We start from the raw sequence: 20,137 nt of genomic DNA, 5'->3' as shown, positions 1-20,137 counted from the left end.
CTGATCCACAACACTTCTGAGGCCAGCTCAAAAGGGCTGGATAGCCGCTTGTCCTTGCCTGTGCACGGCCGCTTGGGAGTCAGAAACCTTACTTGTCAGGGGTATTGATCGTCTCGTCCGCTGCCTCTACCTTGTGGAGATCCAGTAAAGACGGGGGAGGTCAGGTGGGGGACGGCAGGATTCCGGGCCTGGTGGCACTGGAAGCGGCGCGGCTCTACTGGGGCAACGACGCATGGCACGAGAACAACCGCGGTCAGCAACGTGTGTTGGCGCGATCCCGCTCCGTACCGGCGGTCCCCGCCGACGCCGCCGGGCACGCGCTGGCCACCGCCGCCGACCGGAACGGCTTCGCCGTGCTGGACCCCGGCTACCGCCCCGGCCTGATCGAGGAGGTCCGGGCCGGCTACGAGAAGCTCATCGACGACCCGACGGTCACCGTCGACATGGGCGGCCGGATCAAGGACGCGGTCCGCTACGTGCTCGACCCGGTGGACCGGGTCCCGGTCCTGCGGGAGCTGCTGAACGCCCCGGTGCTGAGCGCGCTCGACGCCTACTACGGCGGCCGGTGGCGGGTGCAGCACGTCCGGATGTGGCGGATCGCCCACCTCCCGGAGCACGAACGCGGCTTCCACCACTACGGCAACCTCTGGCACTGCGACCAGCATCCGACCTCGACGCTGAAGTACTTCGTGCAGATCAGCGAGGGGGTGACCGCGGAGGGAGGGGCGTTCCGGCTGCACCCCGTGCCGAGCACCCGCCGCCTGATGCGCAGCGGCTTCCTCGGGCAGGGCTGGGCCAAGGGGCCGGCCCGACGGCAGTTGGACGACCCCCGGCGGGTCGTGCCGTTCGTCGCGCCCGCGGGCCACGGCGCCTTCGTCAACACCACCCGCTGCCTGCACCGGGCCGGCAACCCGCCGGAGGGCACCACTCGCGGCATGGTGCAGCTGACCTTCGTCCCCGCGCCGGACCCGCGCGGCCCCGGCGACCCGCTGGACGGCCTGCGGCCCGACCCGAACGTCGCGGAGGGTCGCACCGCCTGACGCCTGCGGGCGGCGGCGGACCCCCGGGTCGATACTGGGAGCAGCAAGGAGAGGAGGCATCCCATGCGCAAGGTTGCCGACTGCCGTGATTTTCCCAGCGAGTCGGGCTGCACGCTGACCATCTCCGGTGCGGAGGAGGAAGTCGTCCGCGCCGCCGCCGAACACGCCGTCTCGGTCCACGGGGAGACGGACACCCCGCAGCTCCGCACCGAGATCCGCGCTGCCCTCAAGGACGAGGCGCTGACCGGCGCCTGATCCCCACCGTTCCCACTACTCGCGGCGCTCGTGCTGCGGCGAGCGCCGCCGGTGGATCTCCTCCATCAGGCTGACCTCACGGTCGCCCGCCTGGATGTCGTTCAGCCAGGCCTCGTGCTCGGCCGCCTTGCGCCGGTTCCACGCCCGCAGCCGCGGCGTGACGAGGACGGCCCCGGCGACACAGACGGCGGCCAGCAGGCACCAGACCGCGGTCACCACAGCGGTCCCGCGGTCGGACAGAGCGTGTGCACACCGGAAGCGTACCGAAACCGGACGCCCGCAGTCCCCCCTGTGCGCACGCTCTGCGACATCTTGCGTACGGACAGTGCTCGCTCAGTACTGGTAGAAGCCGCGGCCGGACTTGCGGCCCAGCAGGCCCGCGTCGACCATGCGCTGCAGCAGCGGCGGGGCCGCGTACAGGGGCTCCTTGAACTCCTCGTACATCGAGTCGGCGATGGAGACGATGGTGTCCAGGCCGATCAGGTCGCACAGACGCAGCGGGCCCATCGGGTGGGCGCAGCCGGCCTCCATGCCCTTGTCGATGTCCTCGGCCGTGGCGATGCCGGACTCGAACATGCGGACCGCGGAGAGCAGGTAGGGCACCAGCAGCGCGTTGACGACGAAGCCGGCGCGGTCGCGGGCGCGGATCGGGTCCTTGACGAGCGCCCCGCGGGTGAACGCCTCGGCGCGGGCGACGGTCTCCGCGGAGGTGGTGAGCGTCGGGATGATCTCGACGAGCTTCTGCACCGGTGCCGGGTTGAAGAAGTGGATGCCGAGCACCTGCTCGGGCCGGCTGGTGGCCGAGGCGAGCTTGACGATCGGGATCGAGGAGGTGTTGGACGCCAGGATCGCGTCACGCCGCTCGACGACGCGGTCGAGCGTCTCGAAGATCGCGACCTTGATGTCCTCGCGCTCGGCGACGGCCTCGACGACCAGGTCGCGGTCGGCGAAGTCGGCCAGTTCGGTGGTGAAGGAGATCCGGGACAGCGCGTCGTCGCGGTCCTCCTCGCTGAGCTTGCCGCGGCGGACCGCGGTGTCGAGAGAGGTGGTGATGCGGGTGCGTCCCAGTTCCAGCGCCTCGCCGGTGGCCTCGGAGACCTTGACGTCCAGTCCCGAGCGCGCGAAGACCTCCGCGATGCCGGACCCCATCAGGCCGCAGCCGACCACTCCTACTCGCGCGATGTCGCTCACGTGTGGCTTCCCCAGTTCCGTTCGACGAGGAGTCCTAAAGTCCTAGGACTTCCATTCAATTCAGTGCAACGGCCCGACGTTACCTCCTGGCCGCCCGCGTGTCCGCCGCCGGACCTGCCGACGGCGGGCGACGATGAAACGGACGAATCACACCCAACCGGGAGGGAGGCGGGGCCATGGGCCTGCGGACACTGGAAGGGCAGTCCGCGCTGGTGACGGGCGCCGGACGGGGAATCGGGCGGGAGATCGCCCTCGGACTGGCCGAGGAGGGCATGAACGTGGGGCTGCTCGGCCGCCACCGCGACACCCTCACCGACACCCTGCGCGCCTGCGCACGCCACGGTGTGAAGTGCGTCGCGTTCGCCGCGGACGTCGCACATCCGGGGCAGGTGAAGGCGGCGGTCAACAGCGTCCAGCGCGACCTGGGCCGGATCGACCTGCTGGTCAACAACGCCGGTCAGGTCGACCGCGCCGAGGTGCCGCTGTGGGAGGCGGACCAGACGCAGTGGTGGCAGGTGGTGGAGACGAACCTGCGCGGCCCGTTCAATCTGCTGCGCTCCGTGCTGCCCGGCATGGTCCAGCGCGGTGCCGGGCGGGTGGTCAACCTCAACAGCGGTTTCGCCCTGCGCCCCGACGGCCGCTACTCGGCGTACGCGACCTCGAAGGCGGCGCTGCTGCGGCTCAGCGACAACCTTGCAGAATCGTTGCGCCCGCACGGGGTGACCCTGCTGGACATCAGCCCGGGCGCGGTGGCCACGGACATGACCGCCGGCATGGCGATGTTCGAGGGCATGGTGCACTGGGGGAGCATCCCGTACCTGGTCAGCACCGTGGTCGATGTGGCGCGCGGCCGCTTCGACCCGCTCCACGGCCGCTTCGTCCACCTCGGGCAGGACGACCTCGACGCGCTGCTGCGCGACGCCGACCTCATCCGCGAGCGCGACGCGCGCACGCTGCGCCTGCGCACCTACGGCGATCAGGACCCGCTCGGCGCCTACGCCTGAGTGCGGACCGCGATCAGCGACTTGGTCAGGCCGGCGACCCGTTCGGAGGTGAGCACCGAACGGGGGAAGAGGTAGCGCATCTCGGCGCGGGTCAGCAGCTCGATGTTCAGCACCGCGTTCAGTCCTTCCTCCGCCGTGCCGGGCCGGCTGTGGGTGAGCGGCCAGTGCCGCACCAGACGCGCGCGGGCGGCCAGCGGCAGGAACTGGAAGCCGGGCGCGAGGAAGTGCGGTTCGACCGGGAAGTACCGGTAGGGCGTCTGGATCCAGTGGTGGGGGGCCAGCTCCTCGACCGCGGTGACGAACCGCTGCCGCTGGCTGTGGCCGCCGACGTGCTCGATGGTCGAGTTGGAGAAGACCAGGTCGTACTCGCCCAGCCCGGCGCGGACGGCCGGATCGGTCACGTCGGCGTTCTCCGCGGTGATCCAGTCCGGGAGTTCGGCCGGGTGCGGCTCCAGGTTGATCAGGTGCACGTGCTTGGGGCGCAGCGGCGCGCGCAGCCACATCGACGCGGTCCCGCCGAGATCCACCACCCGCATCGACTCGATCCGAGGGAAGCAGCGCCGGAACCGTTCCCAGCGGGCCGTCCGGAGCCGCTCGCCGACGGAGCCGGGCGCGTCGACGAACCGGTTGCGGACGGAACGAGGTGTGGGCATCGCGTCGACCGCCTCAGGTCAGGGATCTTCGGGCGCAGGAAACGCTACTGACTCGGCGGGGATCGCACTGCCGATTCCGCAGATATGGCACGTACCCCACCTCGCGGACCTTGATTGCATGAATGTGCTGTCCTTCGTATAGTTATCCCAACACGAGGAGGCAGCACATGGCAGCGAAGGCCACGTACCGGGCGGCGGTCGCCGGGGCGAGCGGGTACGCCGGGGGCGAGGTCCTGCGCCTGCTGCTGGCGCATCCCGCCGTCGAGATCGGAGCGCTCACCGGCGGCTCCAACGCCGGGACGACGCTCGGAGAGCTGCAGCCGCACCTGTGGCCGCTGGCCGGGCGCGTGCTGGAGCCCACCACCGCCGAGACGCTGGCCGGCCACGACGTCGTCTTCCTCGGCCTGCCGCACGGCCAGTCCGCGGCCGTGGCCGAGCAGTTGGGCCCGGATGTGCTCGTCGTCGACTGCGGCGCCGACTTCCGGCTGCACAGCGCCGAGGACTGGGAGAACTTCTACGGCTCCCCGCACGCCGGCACCTGGCCCTACGGCCTGCCCGAGCTGCCCGGCGGCCGCAAGGCGCTGGAGGGCAGCAGGCGCATCGCCGTGCCGGGCTGCTACCCGACCTCCGTCTCCCTCGCGCTCTTCCCCGCCTACGCCGCCGGGCTCGCCGAGCCCGAGGCCGTCGTCGTGGCCGCGTCCGGCACCTCCGGCGCCGGCAAGGCGCCCAAGACGCACCTGCTGGGCAGCGAGGTCATGGGCTCGATGAGCCCCTACGGCGTCGGCGGCGTCCACCGCCACACCCCGGAGATGACGCAGAACCTCTCCGCCGTCGCGGGCGAGCGCGTCGCCGTCTCGTTCACGCCGACCCTCGCGCCGATGTCCCGCGGCATCCTCGCCACCTGCAACGTCAAGGCGAAGCCCGGCGTCACCGCCGCCCAGGTGCGTGCCGCCTACGCCGAGGCGCTCGCGGGGGAGCCCTTCGTCCACCTGCTCCCGGAGGGGCAGTGGCCCGCCACCGCCTCCGTCCAGGGGTCCAACAACGCGCTGGTCCAGGTCGCCTTCGACGAGAGCGTCGGCCGGATCATCGCCATCGCCGCCATCGACAACCTCGTCAAGGGCACCGCCGGCGGCGCCGTCCAGAGCATGAACATCGCCCTCGGCCTGCCCGAGGAGCTCGGCCTTCCGCAGACAGGAGTCGCACCGTGAGCCAGAACCCCGTGACCAACCCCGGAGTCGGAGTCACGGCGGCCCGCGGCTTCCGCGCGGCGGGCGTCACCGCCGGGATCAAGGCCTCCGGCACGCCCGACCTCGCGCTCGTCGTCAACGAGGGCCCGTCCTTCGCCGCCGCCGGCGTCTTCACCTCCAACCGGGTCAAGGCCGCGCCGGTCCTCTGGTCCCAGCAGGTCGTCAAGGGCGGCGCCGTGAGCGCTGTCATCCTCAACTCCGGTGGCGCCAACGCCTGCACCGGCCCGCTCGGCTTCCAGGACACCCACGCCACCGCCGAGAAGGTCGCGGAGGTGCTCGGGCTCAGCGCCGGCGAGGTCGCCGTCGCCTCCACGGGCCTCATCGGCGTCCGGTTGCCCATGGACAAGCTGCTGCCCGGCGTCGAGACCGCCGCCGCCGCGCTCAGCGAGGACGGTGGTGAGCAGGCCGCCGTCGCCATCAAGACCACCGACACCGTCCACAAGACCGCCGTCGCGCACGGCGACGGCTGGACGGTGGGCGGCATGGCCAAGGGCGCGGGCATGCTGGCGCCTGGCCTGGCCACCATGCTCGTGGTGATCACCACCGACGCGCTCGTCGAGGCGCCCGAGCTGGACGCGGTGCTGCGCGGCGCCACCGCCAAGACCTTCGACCGGGTCGACTCCGACGGCTGCATGTCCACCAACGACACCGTGCTGCTGCTCGCCTCCGGCGCCAGCGGCATCGTCCCGGACGCCGACGAGTTCGCCGCCGCCGTCCGCGAGGTCGCAGCCGACCTGGCCCGCCAGCTGATCGGCGACGCCGAGGGCGCCAGCAAGGACATCCGCATCGACGTCGTGAACGCCGCCAGCGAGGCCGACGCCGTCGAGGTCGCCCGCTCCATCGCCCGCAACAACCTGCTCAAGTGCGCCATCCACGGCGAGGACCCGAACTGGGGCCGCGTCCTGTCCGCCATCGGCACCACCGCCGCCGCCTTCGAGCCGGACCGGCTGGACGTCGCCATCAACGGCGTCTGGGTCTGCCGCGACGGCGGCGTCGGCGAGGACCGCGAGCTGGTCTCCATGAAGGACCGCGAGGTCGTCATCACCGCCGACCTGAACGCGGGCAAGGAAGCCGCGACGGTGTGGACCAACGACCTCACCGCCGAGTACGTCCACGAGAACAGCGCCTACTCCAGCTGATCACCAGCCAAGGACCTGACGTGCAGATCGCACCCAAGGGCGAACAGGCCCGCAACAACACCGCGCTCCCCAAGGCGCTCACCCTCGTCGAGGCCCTGCCGTGGCTGGAGCGCTTCCACGGCAAGACCGTCGTCATCAAGTTCGGCGGCAACGCCATGGTCGACGACCAGCTGAAGTCCGCGTTCGCGCAGGACGTCGTGTTCCTGCGCTACGCCGGCCTGCGGCCGGTCGTCGTCCACGGCGGCGGTCCGCAGATCAGCGCCCAACTCGCCAAGCTGGGCCTGGAGTCCAGCTTCACCAACGGCCTGCGGGTGACCACCCCCGAGACCATGGACGTGGTCCGGATGGTGCTGGCCGGCCAGGTCCAGCGCGACCTGGTCGGACTGCTCAACGAGCACGGCCCCTTCGCCGTCGGCATGACCGGCGAGGACGCGCACACCATGACGGCGATCAAGCGCTTCGCCGAGGTCGACGGCGAGCAGGTCGACATCGGCCTGGTCGGCGACATCGCCAACGTCAACCCGGGCGCGGTCAAGGCGCTGATCGAGGACGGCCGGATCCCGGTCATCTCCTCGGTGGCGCGAGGCTCCGACGGCCATGTCTACAACGTCAACGCCGACACCGCCGCCAGCGCGATGGCGGTGGCGCTCCAGGCCGAGATGCTCGTGGTCCTCACCGACGTCGAGGGCCTCTACGCCGACTGGCCGAACTCCGACGACGTGATCAGTCAGCTGTCCGCCTCCGAGCTGGAGAAGCTGCTGCCCACGCTGGCCAGCGGCATGCTGCCGAAGATGGAGGGCTGCCTGCGCGCGGTGCGCGAGGGTGTGGGCACGGCTCGCGTCCTGGACGGCCGGGTCCAGCACAGCCTGCTGCTGGAGATCTTCACCGACGAGGGCATCGGCACCATGGTCATGCCCGACGCCGAGACCGACAACATCGAAGCGACCGTGATGGCCGGGGGGTTGGCATGACGAACAACAGTGATCTGACGGCCCGTTGGCAGCACGCGCTGATGGACAACTTCGGCACGCCGCGGCTGCCGCTGGTCCGCGGCGAGGGCGTGCACGTGTGGGACGCCGAGGGCAAGCGCTACACCGACTTCCTCGGCGGCATCGCCGTCAACTCGCTCGGTCACGCGCACCCGGCGATCGTCGCCGCCGTCACGCAGCAGATCGGCACCCTCGGCCACGTCTCCAACCTCTTCATGGCCGAGCCCTCGATCCGCCTCGCCGAGCGGCTCGTCGCCGCGAGCGGCCGGGAGGACGCGCGGGTCTACTTCTCCAACTCCGGTGCCGAGGCCAACGAGGCCGCCTTCAAGCTGGCCCGGCTGACCGGCCGCACCCACATGGTCTCCGCACTCGGCGCCTTCCACGGCCGCACCATGGGCGCGCTCGCGCTCACCGCGCAGCCGAAGAAGCAGGACGGCTTCCACCCGCTGCCCGGCGACGTCACCAACGTCCCCTACGGCGACGTCGAGGCGCTGCGGGCCGTCGTCACCGAGGAGACGGCCGCGGTCATCCTGGAGCCGATCCAGGGCGAGAACGGCGTCGTCGTCCCGCCCGACGACTACCTGCTCGCGGCCCGGGAGATCACCCGCGCCAAGGGCGCGCTGCTGATCCTGGACGAGATCCAGACCGGCATCGGCCGCTGCGGCCACTGGTTCCAGTACCAGGCCTCCGAGGGCGTCGACCCGGACGTGGTCACCCTGGCCAAGGGCCTCGGCGGTGGCCTGCCCATCGGCGCGACCCTCGCCTTCGGCGACGCCGCGCAGCTGTTCAAGCCCGGCCACCACGGCTCGACCTTCTCCGGCAACCCGGTGGTGTGCGCGGCGGCGAACGCCGTCCTCGACACCATCGAGCAGCAGGGCCTGCTGGACCACGTCACCAAGGTGGGCGAGCGGCTGCGGACCGGGATCACCGCCCTCGGCGACCCCCTCGTCGACCACGTGCGCGGGGCCGGTCTGCTGATCGGTGTCGTGCTCACCCGTCCGGTCGCGGGTGAGCTCCAGGCGGCCCTGCAGCGGGCCGGCTTCCTGGTGAACGCCGCAGCCCCCGACGTCATCCGGTTGGCCCCGCCACTGATCGTGACCGAGCGGGACGTGGACGCCCTGCTCGCGGTCCTCCCGGGTGTGCTCCGCTCGATCAAGTAAGGGACACTTGCTCCATGACCGAACCCCATCGCGACGCACCGGCGACGTCCTCGGCAGCGCAACTGCCGCAGACGCGCACGGCGCGCCACCGACGGATCGTGGAGCTGCTGACGCGTCAGCCCGTCCGTTCCCAGAGCCAGCTCGCCAAGCTGCTCGCCGACGACGGGCTGACGGTCACTCAGGCCACGCTCTCGCGTGACCTGGACGAGCTCGGCGCGGTCAAGATCCGCAACTCCGACGGCGCCCTCATCTACGCGGTCCCGGCAGAGGGCGGCAACCGGACGCCGCTGGCCCCGATGGGGGAGTCGGCCTCGGAGACCCGGATGGCCCGCCTGGCAGCGGAGCTGCTCGTCTCGGCGACGGCCTCCGGCAACCTCGTCGTCCTGCGCACCCCGCCGGGGGCGGCGCAGTTCTTCGCCTCCTCGATCGACCAGTCGGGCGTGGAGGAGATCATCGGCACCATCGCGGGCGACGACACCGTCCTGGTCATCAGCCGCGACCCGAACGGCGGCCAGGACCTGGCCCAGTACCTGCTGCGGCTCGCCCAGTCCTGAGTTCTCTGCACGGGCGCAACCCCGGTGTGGCCGCGTCGTGATCAACGTGGCGGACACTTGGGGTCCATGGGGGATGCCGACGCCCGAAGAGGGCGCTTTCAGGCCGGTGCCGCGCTCGCCTGGGCGGGCCGGCCGGGCACGCTGGCAGCGTTGGCCGTGCTGGTCGTCAACGACCACGTACTGAAGCAGACTTGGCCTGGACCGGTGAGCGGCAAGCTCAGCGACCTGGCCGGCATGCTGGTCGCGCCACCGCTGGTGGCCCTGGTCCTGTCCTGGATCCGTGGGCACAGCTCCGACCGCCAGGCGCTGGCCGCCCTGCTGACCACGGGCGTGGGGTTCGTCCTGGTCAAGTCCTCGCCCGCGGGTGCCGAACTCGCCTCCCGGCTCTGGTCGTCGGCGGGCATCCCGTCCCGGATGGTCGCCGACCCGACCGATCTGCTCGCCCTGCCCGCCCTCGCCCTGGCCTGGCTCACCTGGCGCCGGGCGCGGATCCGTCCGGTCCCGGCCGCGGGGGCCCGACGGGTGCGGGCACTGGTGGCGGTCGCCCTGCTCGTCGCCGGCACCGCGGCCACCTCGGCGCTCCCGGCCCAGCGCTTCCCGGCCCTGGCGGTGGCGAACGGGCACGTCTACCTCGTGCCCGCAGGCCAGAGCGCCACGGGCGCCAAGGACGCGCTGCTGCCCCAGGCGGTCACCGACGACGGCGGGCGCACCTGGCGGACCGACAAGGCGTCCCTGCGCGAGAAGATCCCACCCGGCTCCATGGCGACGCTCTCCGCGTGCGTGCCTGGGGCGCCGCTGCACTGCTTCCGTGCGGAGCCGCAGTCCGAGCCGCTGGTGGAGGAGACCACCGACGGCGGGGTCATCTGGCGCGACGCCTGGCAGCTCAGCCCCGGTCGGAGCCTCTACCGAGCCCGGTCCGTCCACCCCGGCTTCCTCCAGGACGCCGTCGACGAGCCGGCATACGGGGCGCGGGGCCTGGTCGTCCAGGCGGTCCCCGGCGGGTTCGCGGTCCTCGTGGACGAGCAGGCCGACGGCCTGCTCGTGCGCGACGCGGCCGGGCACTGGAGCCGTCCCCGCACGCGCCTCACCGCGGAGCCGGTGCCGCTGACGGGCTTGGCCCGGCAGGTCGGCCTGGAGTACCTGCTGGCCATGGTCTGGGGCTGCGTCTGCGGCCTGGTCGTCCGGCGTGCCGTCCAGTGGCGGCTGGACCACGGCTGGCCGTTCGTCTACCTCCCCGGCTCCGGTCTCGCGGCGCTGGCCGTGCTCGCGCTGGTCGAGCGGTACGCGTACACCGGGTACCAGGCGCCGGACCTCGCGCTCTACGGCGCGCTCCTGGCGGCGGCCCTGGTCGGCGCGGTCGTCGCCAGCCGCCCGGCCAGGGACCGCGCAGGGGTGCGCGGGTTCGTCACCGTCGCCGTCGCCGGGACGCTCTCCGGCGGCCTGGCCCTGGCCCCGTACCTCGGCTGGTCGGCCGCGGCGCCGGACAGCTTCACGACCGCGTCCCGCCTGGCCGTGCTCGGGGCCCTGCTGGGTCTCGGTCTCAGCATCGCGTCGGGCCTGCTGGTGGCCCGACGCACGCCGCGCCACCAGGGCCCCGGCGGGCCCGCCCCACGGACGCCCGGGCCGGAATGGGCCCTCCCGTCGGCCGCCGGCCGACCGGTCTTCTGGCCCACTCCCTCCGGCCACGCCCCACCACCCCCGCCGCCGGCCCGCGACTCACCCCCGCCGCCCGACTCACCTCCGGGACCTCCACCTCCGCCCCCTGGCTCGCCTTAGGGCCTGCCCTGGGGGTGCCCAGCCGCCCCCGGCGCCTCCTCCGGCGGCCTCGGCGCGGCTAGGCCTGCTCCGGCGCCCTGCTCGTTTCCGGGGTCTCCGGCGCCCGGCGTGGCTGTGGAAGTGCCCGGAGTGTCGCGCCGATCGGGCGGGCCGGCTGCAGGGTCAGGCCTGTGAAGGGCTTGACCTCGCCCGGGTCGGTCTCCACCCGCCAGCGCTGCGCCAGGGTCGCGAGGACGAGGGCCGCCTCCACCAGGGCGAAGCGGGTGCCGAGGCAGGTGCGGGGGCCGCCGCCGAAGGGGAACCAGGCGTGGTCCGGGACGGGGGTGGGCGCGTCCGGGTCCCAGCGTTCGGGGCGGAAGACGTCCGGCTCGGGGAAGAGCCTGGGGTCGCGGTGGACGGACCACTGGCTCGACCAGACCGTCGTGCCCTCCGGGACCGGCCGGCCGCCCAGGGTCGCGCCGGCGCGGGCGACCGCGGTGATCAGCCAGATCGGCGGGTAGAGGCGGAGCGACTCCTTGACGATCGCCTGGGTGAACGGCAGGCGCGCGTAGTCGTCGAAGCCGGGCAGACGGCCGCCGTCGAGGACCTCGGTGAGCTCCGCGTCGAGGCGGGCACGGGCCTCGGGGGAGCCGGCGAGCAGGTGCCAGGCCCAGGTGAGGGTCGTCGAGGTGGTCTCGTGGCCGCCGATGTAGAGGGTGATCGACTCGTCGCGCAGCTCGCGGTCGGAGAGGGGCGCGCCCGCCTCGTCTCGTGCGGCGAGCAGTCGGCTCAGCAGGTCGTCACGTTCCTCGCCCGCGGCCTCGGCGGCATGGTGCTCGGCGATGATCCGCGCGATCTCCGCGTCCAACTCCGCCACGGCGGACCGCAGTCGGCGACGGCCGGGGGTGGGCACCCACGGCGGCAGGAAGATCGTCGCCCCCCGCAGCTCCGCGCCGATCTCCTGCTGGGCGACCGCCATGGCCCGCGCGATCGTCTCCTCGCGCCCGGCGGTCTCGACGCCGAACAGGGTCCGCACCGCCACGCGTTGCGTCAGAGCCGTCATCTCCTGCTGCACGTCCACGCGTTGGCCGTCCTGCCAGCGGGACGCCGCGGCGTCGGCGCACTCGACCATGGTGGTCGCGTAGGAGCGGACCTGGCGCGGCCGCACCGAGGGCTGCACCAGGGCGCGCTTGCGCCGCCAGTCGTCGCCGGTGCTGGTGACCACGCCGTCGCCCAGGACGTGTCGGAACGCCCAGCCCAACTCCGAGGGACTGAACGTGGTTTCGACGCCGCCCAGGAGCTCGTTGACGTCCTCGGGCCGGGAGACGAAGAGGCACGGCTTGGGCCCCATCGCCCAGGGGACCCAGTCGCCGTAGGTGTCGCGCAGGTGGCAGAAGAAGCCGAGCGGGTCGCGTGCCAGGGCCGGCAGGTTGCCCAGCAACGGCAGGCCGCGCGGGCCGGCGGGCTCGGGTGTGTTTCCCTTGGCGGAGGCCAGAGTTGAGGTCACGCCGACAGGATGACGGCAGCCGGACCAGGTCTCAAGAGTGGTCGTCAGGAGACGGCTTCGCCGCGCATGTGCCCGAAGATGAGACTGGTCTCGGTGTGGGCGACGGCCGGGTGCGCGGTCAGGTGGTCCAGGACGAAGTCGCGTAGCGCGTCGGTGTCCGGGACGGCCACGTGCAGCAGGTAGTCGTCGGCGCCGGCCAGGTGGTACGCGGCGACGACGCCGGGCAGGTGCGGGATCTCGGCGGTGAAGCTGGAGATCCGCTCCTTGGTGTGGGCGTGCAGCCGCACCGCGATCATCGCCTGGATCCCGAGCCCGAGCGCGGCCGGGTCGACGTCGGCGTGGAAACCCCGGATGACCCCGCGTTCGCGCAGGGCCCGCATCCGCGCCAGGCAGGTGGAGGGCGCGATGCCCACCGCCTCGGCGATCGCGTTGTTCGGCATCCGCGCGTCCTCGGCGAGCAGACGCAGGATGGCGCGGTCGACCGGCGCGAGGGCGGGCTGCGGATTCTTCGGCACAGGGCCCATCGTGCCGTCCGGTTCCGAACATGTACACCGTCCGACGCGCCGGATCCGAATCTTCTGCGGAAGTGTGGCGTCCAACAGGCCAGATCTTCATCCTGGGGTCACCCCACGGCACCACACAGCCCTCGACGAGGAGGACTCCCCATGCTGTCTGCCCAGTCTTTGTCAGCGCAGACCCGCGGTGACACGCGTGCCGTCCACGCCGGTCGCACCGACCTGCGCGGCCTGGGCGTGCACGTCCCGCCGATCGACCTGTCGACGACCAACCCGCTGCCGGGCGTCGGAACGGGCGGTGACAGCTATGAGGCGCTCGCCACCGGCGGGCTGATCCCGGAGGGCGGCAGCGCCGTCTACCAGCGCCTGTGGAACCCCACCACGGCCCGCTTCGAGGAGGCGCTCGCCGAGTTGGAGGGGGCGGAGGCGGCGGTCGCGTTCGCCTCCGGCATGGCCGCGATCAGCGCGTGCCTGCTCGCCGCCCGCGCCGAGGGCAAGGGCCACGTCGTCGCGGTCCGTCCGCTCTACGGCGGCACCGACCACCTGCTGGCCACCGGTCTGCTCGGCACCGAGGTCACCTGGGCGACGGCCGAGGAGGTCGACGCCGCGATCCGCCCGGACACCGGCCTGGTGATCGTCGAGACGCCCGCCAACCCGACGCTGGAGTTGGTGGACCTGGGCGCACTGGCCGCCCGCTGCGGCGACGTGCCGCTGCTGGTCGACAACACCTTCGCCACGCCGGTGTTGCAGCAGCCGATCCGCCACGGCGCAACGATCGTGGTCCACAGCGCCACCAAGTACCTCGGCGGTCACGGCGACGTCCTCGCGGGCGTGGTGGCCACCAGCGACGCCTGGGCGCAGAAGATCCGCCCGGTGCGGGCCGTCACCGGCGGCATCCTGCACCCACTCTCCGCCTACCTGCTCCACCGCGGCCTGCAGACGCTGCCGCTGCGGGTGCGCCACCAGTCCGAGGGCGCGGGCAAGCTCGCCCTGTGGCTCTCCGACCAGCCGTCCGTCGAGCGCGTCTACTACCCGGGCCTGCCGGACTGCGACCCGCTCGGCCTGATCGGCACCCAGCAGTCGCTGCCCGGGTCGGTGCTCGCCTTCTCGCTGCGCGACGGCTTCGACGCGGCGGCCCGCGCGGCCGAGCGCTGCAGGCTGATCACCCACGCCGTCTCGCTGGGCGGCGTGGACACCCTGATCCAGCACCCGGCCTCGCTGACCCACCGCCCCGTCGCCCCGGAGGCCCGCCCGCACCCGTCGCTGCTGCGTGTCTCGGTCGGCCTGGAGGACGTCGAGGACCTGTACGAGGACCTGGCCCAGGCGCTGGCCTGACCTGCGCGCGAGCGCTCAGCGCTCGTAGATCCCGTCGAGCCGTCCGCGGGCCAGGACCGGGCCCGCGACGGCGTCGAGGAGGGCCCGCGGCCGGGCCTGCCGTGCGTCGTCGCCCAGCGGCTCGGCGAGCGCGAAGAGCTGGAAGACGTACCGGTGCGGGCCGTGGCCCTTGATCGGCTCCGGGCCGAAGTACCCGCTGCTCATGGTGGAGCGCAGCAACTGCACGCCCTGCGCGGGGCTGCCCTTGTCGAGCCCGCCGGTGGGCAGCGTCGTGAGCTTCGGGTCGATGAGCGCCACGGTGTGCACCGCGGGGTTGGACATCGGCACGTCGGGGTCCTCGAAGACCAGCAGCAGCTGGGCCGTCCCCTCCGGTGCGGGGGACCAGGTGAGCGCCGGGGAGGTGTTGTCCCCTCCCGCGCGCCGGCCCGCGTGGGTCAGCGGCATGCTCGCCTCGTGCTCGAAGGCCTCGCTGGTCAGCTCCAGGGTGTCCGGCCCGCCCAGGTTGGGGCGGTACCAGGCGACCCGCTCCTCGCCGGCGCGCTTGTTCTTGAGCAGCCGTCCCATGATCGCCACAGTGCGGTTCCCTCTCCTCGTTCTGCGATCGTTGTTCGCAGTAGTGATGCCACTAAGGTACTGCATACGGCGTTCGCAGAAAAGAAGGGTCGGTCGATGCCCGAGCAGTCTGAGACCAGCATCTGGCTCCGTCCGGAGCGCTCCGGACGCGGACCGGCCCCCGGGTTCGACCGCGACCGCCTGGCCGAGACCGGGGTCGAACTGGCCGACGCGCAGGGGCTCGCCGCCGTGACGATGCGCGCCGTCGCACGGTCGCTCGGCTCCGCGCCCGCCTCGCTCTACCGCTACGTCACCACCCGCGACGAGCTGATCGAGCTCATGGTCGACCGGGTCAACGCCGAGATCTCCTACGAGGGCATCGGTGGCCGCGCCTGGCTCGACGACCTGCTGCTCCTCGCGCGCCAGGCGCGCGGTGTCTGCCTGCGGCACCCCTGGCTGCTGGACGTCTTCAACGGCAGCGTCCCGGTCGGGCCGCACACGCTGGGCTTTCTCGACCGCTGCCTGGCCACCCTCGTCGACCTGCCGCTGAGCGGTCGGCAGAAGCTGGAGGGCGTCTCGGTGCTGATGTCGCTGATCACCTCTCTGGTGCGGGCCCAACTCGCCCAGCAGGAGGACGCGGAGGAGCCGCCACCGTGGCGGCGTGCCCAGCAGCTCTACCTCGCGCACGTGGCGGCCACCGGCGAGCAGCCCCACCTGGCCGCGGCGCTGATCGACGCACGGCCGTCGAAGGGCTCCAAGTCGCCGGACGAGCTCTTCGACCGCATCGTCACGCGCGCCCTGCGGGGGCTGCTCGCCTGAGGGGGGCCGACGACCCCGGCTTTTGAATTTCATACGGTGCCGTGCATACTTATGCCATCCGCCCTGAGTGAATGGAGACAGCCGTGAGCGAGTCCGCCGGTGCCAAGAACGAGGACGTCCGGCTCTGGGGCGCCCGCTTCGCCGACGGCCCCTCGGAGGCGCTGGCCAGGCTGTCGGCCAGTGTCCACTTCGACTTCCGGCTCGCGCCCTACGACATCGCCGGCTCCAAGGCCCACGCCAAGGTCCTGCACCGCGCCGGCCTGCTCAGCGACGACGAGCTGACCCGCATGCTGGACGGGCTCACCGCGCTGCTCGCCGACGTCGAGTCCGGCGCCTTCACCGCCACCGTCGCCGACGAGGACATCCACACCGCGCTGGAGCGCGGCCTGCTGGAGCGGCTCGGCGCCGAGCTCGGCGGCAAGCTTCGTGCCGGCCGCTCCCGCAACGACCAGATCGCCACGCTCGGCCGGATGTACCTGCGCGACCACGCCCGGACCATCGGCGCCCTGCTGCTGGAGCTCCAGCAGACCCTGGTCGGCCTCGCCGAGGCGCACCCGAACACCGCGATGCCCGGCCGCACCCACCTCCAGCACGCGCAGCCGGTGCTCTTCGCCCACCACGTGCTCGCCCACGTCCAGGCCTTCTCCCGCGATGCGGAGCGGCTGCGCCAGTGGGACGCCCGCACCGCCGTCTCCGCCTACGGCTCAGGCGCGCTGGCCGGCTCCTCGCTGGGCCTCGACCCCCAGTACGTCGCCGCCGAACTCGGGTTCGAGGGCGGCTCGGCGGCCAACTCCATCGACGGCACGGCCTCGCGCGACTATGTCGCCGAGTTCGCCTTCATCACCGCGATGATCGGCGTCAACCTCTCCCGGGTCGCGGAAGAGGTGATCATCTGGAACACCAAGGAGTTCGGCTTCATCACCCTGCACGACGCCTTCTCCACGGGCTCCTCGATCATGCCGCAGAAGAAGAACCCCGACATCGCCGAGCTCGCCCGCGGCAAGTCCGGCCGCCTCATCGGCAACCTGACCGGCCTGCTGGCCACCCTCAAGGCGCTGCCGCTGGCCTACAACCGCGACCTGCAGGAGGACAAGGAGCCGGTCTTCGACTCCTGCGACACCCTGGAGGTCCTGCTCCCCGCGTTCATCGGCATGATGGCCACCCTGACCGTCCACGAGGAGCGCCTGGAGGAGCTGGCGCCCGCGGGCTTCTCGCTCGCCACGGACATCGCCGAGTGGCTGGTCAAGCGCGGCCTGCCGTTCCGTGTCGCCCACGAGGTCGCCGGCGCCTGCGTCAAGTACTGCGAGCCGCGCGGCATGGAGCTGTGGGACCTGAGCGACGCCCAGTTCGCCGAGATCAGCCCGCTGCTGACCCCCGAGGTCCGCGAGGTCCTCTCCGTCCACGGCGCGATCGCCGCCCGCAACGGCCGCGGCGGGACGGCGCCGGACGCGGTGGCGGTCCAGCTGACGGAGGTCAGGACCGACCTGACGCTGCAGCAGGCTTGGCTCGACGCGAAGCGCTGAGTGTCAGTGGGACGTTGCACTATGCAGGGGTGAGCAGGTCATCCACCTAAAGTGGTCGGCCGCGTGGTTCCCCGCGCCCTGGATCGTGCAACGTCCCTTGGAGTCGAGTGTGCAGCCTGTCTTCGTCGAGTTCTCCTCTCCCGTCCCCCGGGCGGGAGGCGCCGTCGTCACCAGCGCCGGCGCCCGGTTCGACCGGGACCACTTCGCGGTGACCGCCGGTGGGACCGTCACCGTGGAGTTCGAGGTGCCCAAGGAGGGCGTCAAGGACGAGCTGACGGTGAAGGTCCGCGCGCTTGTCTCCAAGCTCGGGCCGCGGCCCGGCTACGCGCCGCTGGAGCTCGCGGTCAACTCCAAGGTGGTCGTCGCCGACTTCCGCATACCCGGCGGGGGCGACCTTCCGCAGCAGCTCACCTTCGCCGTCCCGACGGATCTGCTCCGCCCGGGTGCGACCAACACCCTGACCCTGCGCAGCGCGCCCGACGCGCGCACGCAGCTGTGGCTCTACCGCGTGTTCGCCGAGGCCGTCTGGGACCGGGATGCCGCCGAACGCGCGTGGCTCGCGGACTCCGTGGCCTCGTCCCTGCTCACCTACCGCACCGACCGCCGCGCCCCCGGCGCGGAGCAGTGGGAGCCGGCGGCGGCTTGGCGGCTGCACATCGACTCGGGCGAGGGGGCGATGCCGTCCCGCCTCGACTGGCGGGCCCGCTCCGGCGCCGAGGCGTCGGTCTGCTTCGCGCTGGAGCTGAACACCTTCTACGGCCACATCCGCGACGTGGACGGCAGCTGGTACGAACTGCGCGGCACGCTGGCGGACCGCCGGGCCTTCCCCGGCGACGCCGACCCGGCGACGACAGCCTGCTTCACCACTGAGGCGGGATGGGGCGGCCGTTGGCACCAGGGCGGGCCGCTCACCCTCCACCTCGCCACCGGCGACGACTCCGGTCTCGACCGCGTCTCCTGGACCGACCAACGGGCCTGTTCCGCGTCCATCGGCCTGACGCCGAACGGGAGTTCCTTCCAGGGCTGGTCGCAGCGTGTCAACGAGGGCCCGGTCGGCTACCGGGGCGTGACGGCCGTGTCCAAGGCCGAGCAGGAGCAGCGGAGTTCGGCCTCGGCGGAGCCCAGCACCCTCGCAGAGGACCTGGACGAGCTCGGCCAGGCACTCACCAATCTGGCCGACACCGCCGTGAAGTCGCTCAACTCGCTCTTCCGCCGGCTCTGACCGTCGCGTGGGGGGCGGGGTGGCCTCGCGTCGGGCACGAGATCGCTTCCAAGATCGTTCGACACGTTACAGACGCTGTCGTCCGTAGGAGGAGCTCCGTGCCCGATCCCACGCCCGCCTCGCTGCCCGCCCCGCCCTACTACGCCGTGGTGTTCACCGCCGTGCTGAGCGGGGCCGCCGCGGAGGGCGGCCCCGACGGCTACCAGGAGACGGACGACCGCCTGATGAAGCTGGCGGCCGATCAGCCCGGCTTCCTCGGGGTCGACGCCGCCCGGCGCGCGGACGGCCTCGGGGTCACCGTGTCGTACTGGCGCGACGAGGAGTCGATCGCCGCCTGGCGGGAGCACATGGAGCACGCCCTGGCCCGTGCGTACGGACGCGAGCACTGGTACGCGTCGTTCGCCCTGCACGTGGCCAAGGTCGAGCGCTCCTACGGGTTCACATCCGGGCCCGCTACGCCGCGTCCTTGAGGCCGTCGCGGTTCCGGTCCGCCGGCTTGGCCGCCTTCGCGGCCAGCAGCTTGGCCTTGGTGGCGTACATGTCCACGTACTCCTGGCCCGACAGGGCCAGGATCTCCGAGACGATCTCGTCCGTCACGGCCCGCAGTACGAACCGGTCGCGCTGCATCCCCTCGTACCGCTCGAAGGTGAGCGGCTTGCCGAAGTGGATCTCCGGGCGGACCCGGAACGGCCGACGCCAGCGCATGCTGCCGTTGGCCTGCACCTGGTCGGTGTTCACCAGACCGACCGGGATCACCGGCGCGCCACTGGCGAGCGCGAGGTGCGCGACGCCGGTGCGACCGCGGTGCAGCCGCCCGTCGGGGGAGCGGGTGCCCTCCGGGTAGATGCCGAAGAGCCGACCCTTCTTCAGCTGGGCCATCCCGGTGTCGATCGCCGCCATCGACGCGCGCCCGCCGCTCCGGTCCACCGGAACGGCGCCCACGCCGGTGAAGAACCACGCCATCAGCCGGCCCTTGACGCCCTTGCCGATGAAGTACTCCTCCTTGGCCACGTAGTGGACCTGTCGCGGCGCGGCCAGCGGCAGGAACACGGAGTCGCAGAAGGAGAGGTGGTTGGGCGCGATGATCGCGGGGCCGTCCACGGGGATGTTCTCGAGGCCGGTGACCCGCGGCCGGTACAGCGTGCGGACCAGCGGGCCGACAATGATCCTCTTGAGCGTCCAGTAGAACACCGTGCCTCCGTCGTGGGCCAGGCTCGATCGCGGGATGTGGTGATCCTAGTCCGCTTCTGTTACCGATCGGTACGCGGGCACCTGTCCCCGGGTTACATTCCGTTGATCACTGGATGAAGAGCGGTACGCCGACGGAGTGATTCCGCACTGCGGCGGGAGTCGGCCCCGGGCCCGGGCGCGTCTGCTCCCGCATGGAGATCCCCGTCGGCCTGCGGCTTCCCCGCCCGGGCGGCTGCCCGGAGGCCCGCCACCTCGCCAGGGAGCGCGCGACGGCGCTGCGCGCCGCGGTCGCACGCCTTCCCACCCGCTGTGCGCGTCTGATGGCTGCGCAGCTTGACGACCCGGGTGCGGACTACGGCTCGCTCGCCGAGACCCTGAACATCCCGCGCGGCAGCATCGGGCCAACGCGTTCCCGCTGCCTGGCCTGTCTGCGGCGGATGCTGAACCCGGACATCTAGGTGCAACGACGTTCAGGGGCGCGGGGAA

At 72.3% G+C, this 20,137-nt stretch carries 22 protein-coding genes; 15 read left to right on the top strand and 7 right to left on the bottom strand.

Going from position 1 to position 20,137, the window contains the following annotated elements; all coding sequences use genetic code 11:
• Positions 1 to 191 precede the first annotated feature (191 nt).
• Complete coding sequence (locus tag BMY61_RS34755) at positions 192 to 1,040, top strand: hypothetical protein (protein ID WP_042449869.1); 849 nt, start codon at positions 192 to 194, stop codon at positions 1,038 to 1,040.
• A gap of 63 nt (positions 1,041 to 1,103) precedes the next feature.
• Positions 1,104 to 1,295: a DUF1059 domain-containing protein gene (locus BMY61_RS34750; protein ID WP_042449868.1), complete on the top strand. Its 192-nt coding sequence runs from the start codon at positions 1,104 to 1,106 to the stop codon at positions 1,293 to 1,295.
• Positions 1,296 to 1,310: 15 nt separating this feature from the next.
• On the opposite strand, the gene BMY61_RS34745 is transcribed toward BMY61_RS34750, so the two are convergent.
• Together BMY61_RS34745 and BMY61_RS34740 are read right to left on the bottom strand one after the other, a co-directional pair.
• Positions 1,311 to 1,511, bottom strand: a complete 201-nt coding sequence (locus BMY61_RS34745) for a hypothetical protein (RefSeq protein ID WP_042449867.1) — start codon at positions 1,509 to 1,511, stop codon at positions 1,311 to 1,313.
• A 117-nt stretch (positions 1,512 to 1,628) separates the two neighbouring features.
• Positions 1,629 to 2,486: a 3-hydroxybutyryl-CoA dehydrogenase gene (locus BMY61_RS34740; protein WP_042449866.1), complete on the bottom strand. Its 858-nt coding sequence runs from the start codon at positions 2,484 to 2,486 to the stop codon at positions 1,629 to 1,631.
• Positions 2,487 to 2,662: 176 nt separating this feature from the next.
• On the opposite strand from BMY61_RS34740, the gene BMY61_RS34735 reads away from it, so the two are divergent.
• A complete protein-coding gene (locus BMY61_RS34735) occupies positions 2,663 to 3,490 on the top strand; it encodes an SDR family NAD(P)-dependent oxidoreductase (RefSeq protein WP_042449865.1) in 828 nt (275 codons plus the stop codon).
• Here the strand turns inward: BMY61_RS34735 and BMY61_RS34730 are convergent.
• Positions 3,481 to 4,143: a class I SAM-dependent methyltransferase gene (locus BMY61_RS34730; protein WP_042449864.1), complete on the bottom strand. Its 663-nt coding sequence runs from the start codon at positions 4,141 to 4,143 to the stop codon at positions 3,481 to 3,483. The genes BMY61_RS34735 and BMY61_RS34730 overlap by 10 nt on opposite strands.
• 167 nt (positions 4,144 to 4,310) lie before the next feature.
• Between BMY61_RS34730 and argC the strand changes: the two genes are divergently transcribed.
• From argC to BMY61_RS46700, 6 genes are all read left to right on the top strand, one after another.
• Positions 4,311 to 5,351, top strand: coding sequence for an N-acetyl-gamma-glutamyl-phosphate reductase (argC, locus tag BMY61_RS34725; protein WP_042449863.1), 1,041 nt, complete (start codon positions 4,311 to 4,313; stop codon positions 5,349 to 5,351).
• Positions 5,348 to 6,529: a bifunctional glutamate N-acetyltransferase/amino-acid acetyltransferase ArgJ gene (gene argJ, locus BMY61_RS34720; RefSeq protein ID WP_236656074.1), complete on the top strand. Its 1,182-nt coding sequence runs from the start codon at positions 5,348 to 5,350 to the stop codon at positions 6,527 to 6,529. The genes argC and argJ overlap by 4 nt, the downstream gene beginning before the upstream one ends.
• A gap of 20 nt (positions 6,530 to 6,549) precedes the next feature.
• A complete protein-coding gene (gene argB / locus BMY61_RS34715; protein ID WP_042449862.1) occupies positions 6,550 to 7,500 on the top strand; it encodes an acetylglutamate kinase in 951 nt (316 codons plus the stop codon).
• Entirely contained in the window at positions 7,497 to 8,678 is a 1,182-nt protein-coding gene (locus tag BMY61_RS34710; RefSeq protein ID WP_042449860.1) for an acetylornithine transaminase, read from the top strand. Before argB ends, BMY61_RS34710 begins: the two co-directional genes overlap by 4 nt.
• A 14-nt stretch (positions 8,679 to 8,692) precedes the next feature.
• The gene (locus tag BMY61_RS34705; RefSeq protein WP_042449858.1) at positions 8,693 to 9,232 is read left to right on the top strand and encodes an arginine repressor; all 540 of its coding nucleotides are present in this window, start codon (positions 8,693 to 8,695) and stop codon (positions 9,230 to 9,232) included.
• Positions 9,233 to 9,298: 66 nt separating this feature from the next.
• On the top strand, positions 9,299 to 11,008 hold the full coding sequence (locus BMY61_RS46700) for a hypothetical protein (RefSeq protein ID WP_042449856.1): 1,710 nt from the start codon (positions 9,299 to 9,301) through the stop codon (positions 11,006 to 11,008).
• 58 nt (positions 11,009 to 11,066) lie between these two features.
• Here the strand turns inward: BMY61_RS46700 and BMY61_RS34695 are convergent, their stop codons facing one another.
• Positions 11,067 to 12,494, bottom strand: coding sequence for a cytochrome P450 (locus BMY61_RS34695; RefSeq protein ID WP_042449855.1), 1,428 nt, complete (start codon positions 12,492 to 12,494; stop codon positions 11,067 to 11,069).
• Positions 12,495 to 12,538: 44 nt separating this feature from the next.
• Positions 12,539 to 13,009, bottom strand: a complete 471-nt coding sequence (locus tag BMY61_RS34690) for an Lrp/AsnC family transcriptional regulator (RefSeq protein ID WP_236656073.1) — start codon at positions 13,007 to 13,009, stop codon at positions 12,539 to 12,541.
• 150 nt (positions 13,010 to 13,159) lie between these two features.
• Here BMY61_RS34690 and BMY61_RS34685 point away from each other — a divergent pair, with 150 nt between their 5' ends.
• The gene (locus BMY61_RS34685; protein WP_042449851.1) at positions 13,160 to 14,344 is read left to right on the top strand and encodes a trans-sulfuration enzyme family protein; all 1,185 of its coding nucleotides are present in this window, start codon (positions 13,160 to 13,162) and stop codon (positions 14,342 to 14,344) included.
• Positions 14,345 to 14,359: 15 nt separating this feature from the next.
• On the opposite strand, the gene BMY61_RS34680 is transcribed toward BMY61_RS34685, so the two are convergent.
• The gene (locus BMY61_RS34680; RefSeq protein WP_042450040.1) at positions 14,360 to 14,908 is read right to left on the bottom strand and encodes a YbhB/YbcL family Raf kinase inhibitor-like protein; all 549 of its coding nucleotides are present in this window, start codon (positions 14,906 to 14,908) and stop codon (positions 14,360 to 14,362) included.
• A 105-nt stretch (positions 14,909 to 15,013) separates the two neighbouring features.
• On the opposite strand from BMY61_RS34680, the gene BMY61_RS34675 reads away from it, so the two are divergent.
• From BMY61_RS34675 to BMY61_RS34660, 4 genes are all read left to right on the top strand, one after another.
• On the top strand, positions 15,014 to 15,715 hold the full coding sequence (locus BMY61_RS34675) for a TetR/AcrR family transcriptional regulator (protein WP_042449850.1): 702 nt from the start codon (positions 15,014 to 15,016) through the stop codon (positions 15,713 to 15,715).
• Positions 15,716 to 15,798: 83 nt separating this feature from the next.
• A complete protein-coding gene (argH, locus tag BMY61_RS34670) occupies positions 15,799 to 17,238 on the top strand; it encodes an argininosuccinate lyase (protein WP_236656072.1) in 1,440 nt (479 codons plus the stop codon).
• Between the two features lie 109 nt (positions 17,239 to 17,347).
• Entirely contained in the window at positions 17,348 to 18,460 is a 1,113-nt protein-coding gene (locus BMY61_RS34665; protein WP_052438835.1) for a hypothetical protein, read from the top strand.
• 98 nt (positions 18,461 to 18,558) lie between these two features.
• Positions 18,559 to 18,930 carry an antibiotic biosynthesis monooxygenase family protein gene (locus tag BMY61_RS34660; protein ID WP_042449847.1) on the top strand — a complete coding sequence of 124 codons (372 nt, stop codon included), beginning with the start codon at positions 18,559 to 18,561 and terminating at the stop codon, positions 18,928 to 18,930.
• Here BMY61_RS34660 and BMY61_RS34655 read toward each other — a convergent pair.
• Complete coding sequence (locus BMY61_RS34655; RefSeq protein WP_042449845.1) at positions 18,914 to 19,651, bottom strand: lysophospholipid acyltransferase family protein; 738 nt, start codon at positions 19,649 to 19,651, stop codon at positions 18,914 to 18,916. The genes BMY61_RS34660 and BMY61_RS34655 overlap by 17 nt on opposite strands.
• 191 nt (positions 19,652 to 19,842) lie before the next feature.
• Here BMY61_RS34655 and BMY61_RS34650 point away from each other — a divergent pair, with 191 nt between their 5' ends.
• Positions 19,843 to 20,109: an RNA polymerase sigma factor gene (locus BMY61_RS34650; RefSeq protein ID WP_052438834.1), complete on the top strand. Its 267-nt coding sequence runs from the start codon at positions 19,843 to 19,845 to the stop codon at positions 20,107 to 20,109.
• Positions 20,110 to 20,137: the final 28 nt, after the last annotated feature.

The organism is Streptacidiphilus jiangxiensis, from assembly GCF_900109465.1.
Lineage (GTDB): Bacteria > Actinomycetota > Actinomycetes > Streptomycetales > Streptomycetaceae > Streptacidiphilus > Streptacidiphilus jiangxiensis.
This window is presented reverse-complemented; position numbering and strand designations above follow the sequence as displayed.

Bases quoted from the DNA above. Each gene is read 5' to 3' on its own strand.
- BMY61_RS34750 (WP_042449868.1), top strand. From the start codon at position 1,104: ATGCGCAAGGTTGCCGACTGCCGTGATTTTCCCAGCGAGTCGGGCTGC.
- BMY61_RS34735 (WP_042449865.1), top strand. From the start codon at position 2,663: ATGGGCCTGCGGACACTGGAAGGGCAGTCCGCGCTGGTGACGGGCGCC.
- BMY61_RS34730 (WP_042449864.1), bottom strand. From the start codon at position 4,143: ATGCCCACACCTCGTTCCGTCCGCAACCGGTTCGTCGACGCGCCCGGC.
- argC (WP_042449863.1), top strand. From the start codon at position 4,311: ATGGCAGCGAAGGCCACGTACCGGGCGGCGGTCGCCGGGGCGAGCGGG.
- BMY61_RS34710 (WP_042449860.1), top strand. From the start codon at position 7,497: ATGACGAACAACAGTGATCTGACGGCCCGTTGGCAGCACGCGCTGATG.
- BMY61_RS34705 (WP_042449858.1), top strand. From the start codon at position 8,693: ATGACCGAACCCCATCGCGACGCACCGGCGACGTCCTCGGCAGCGCAA.
- BMY61_RS46700 (WP_042449856.1), top strand. From the start codon at position 9,299: ATGGGGGATGCCGACGCCCGAAGAGGGCGCTTTCAGGCCGGTGCCGCG.
- BMY61_RS34685 (WP_042449851.1), top strand. From the start codon at position 13,160: ATGCTGTCTGCCCAGTCTTTGTCAGCGCAGACCCGCGGTGACACGCGT.
- BMY61_RS34680 (WP_042450040.1), bottom strand. From the start codon at position 14,908: ATGGGACGGCTGCTCAAGAACAAGCGCGCCGGCGAGGAGCGGGTCGCC.
- BMY61_RS34675 (WP_042449850.1), top strand. From the start codon at position 15,014: ATGCCCGAGCAGTCTGAGACCAGCATCTGGCTCCGTCCGGAGCGCTCC.
- BMY61_RS34650 (WP_052438834.1), top strand. From the start codon at position 19,843: ATGGAGATCCCCGTCGGCCTGCGGCTTCCCCGCCCGGGCGGCTGCCCG.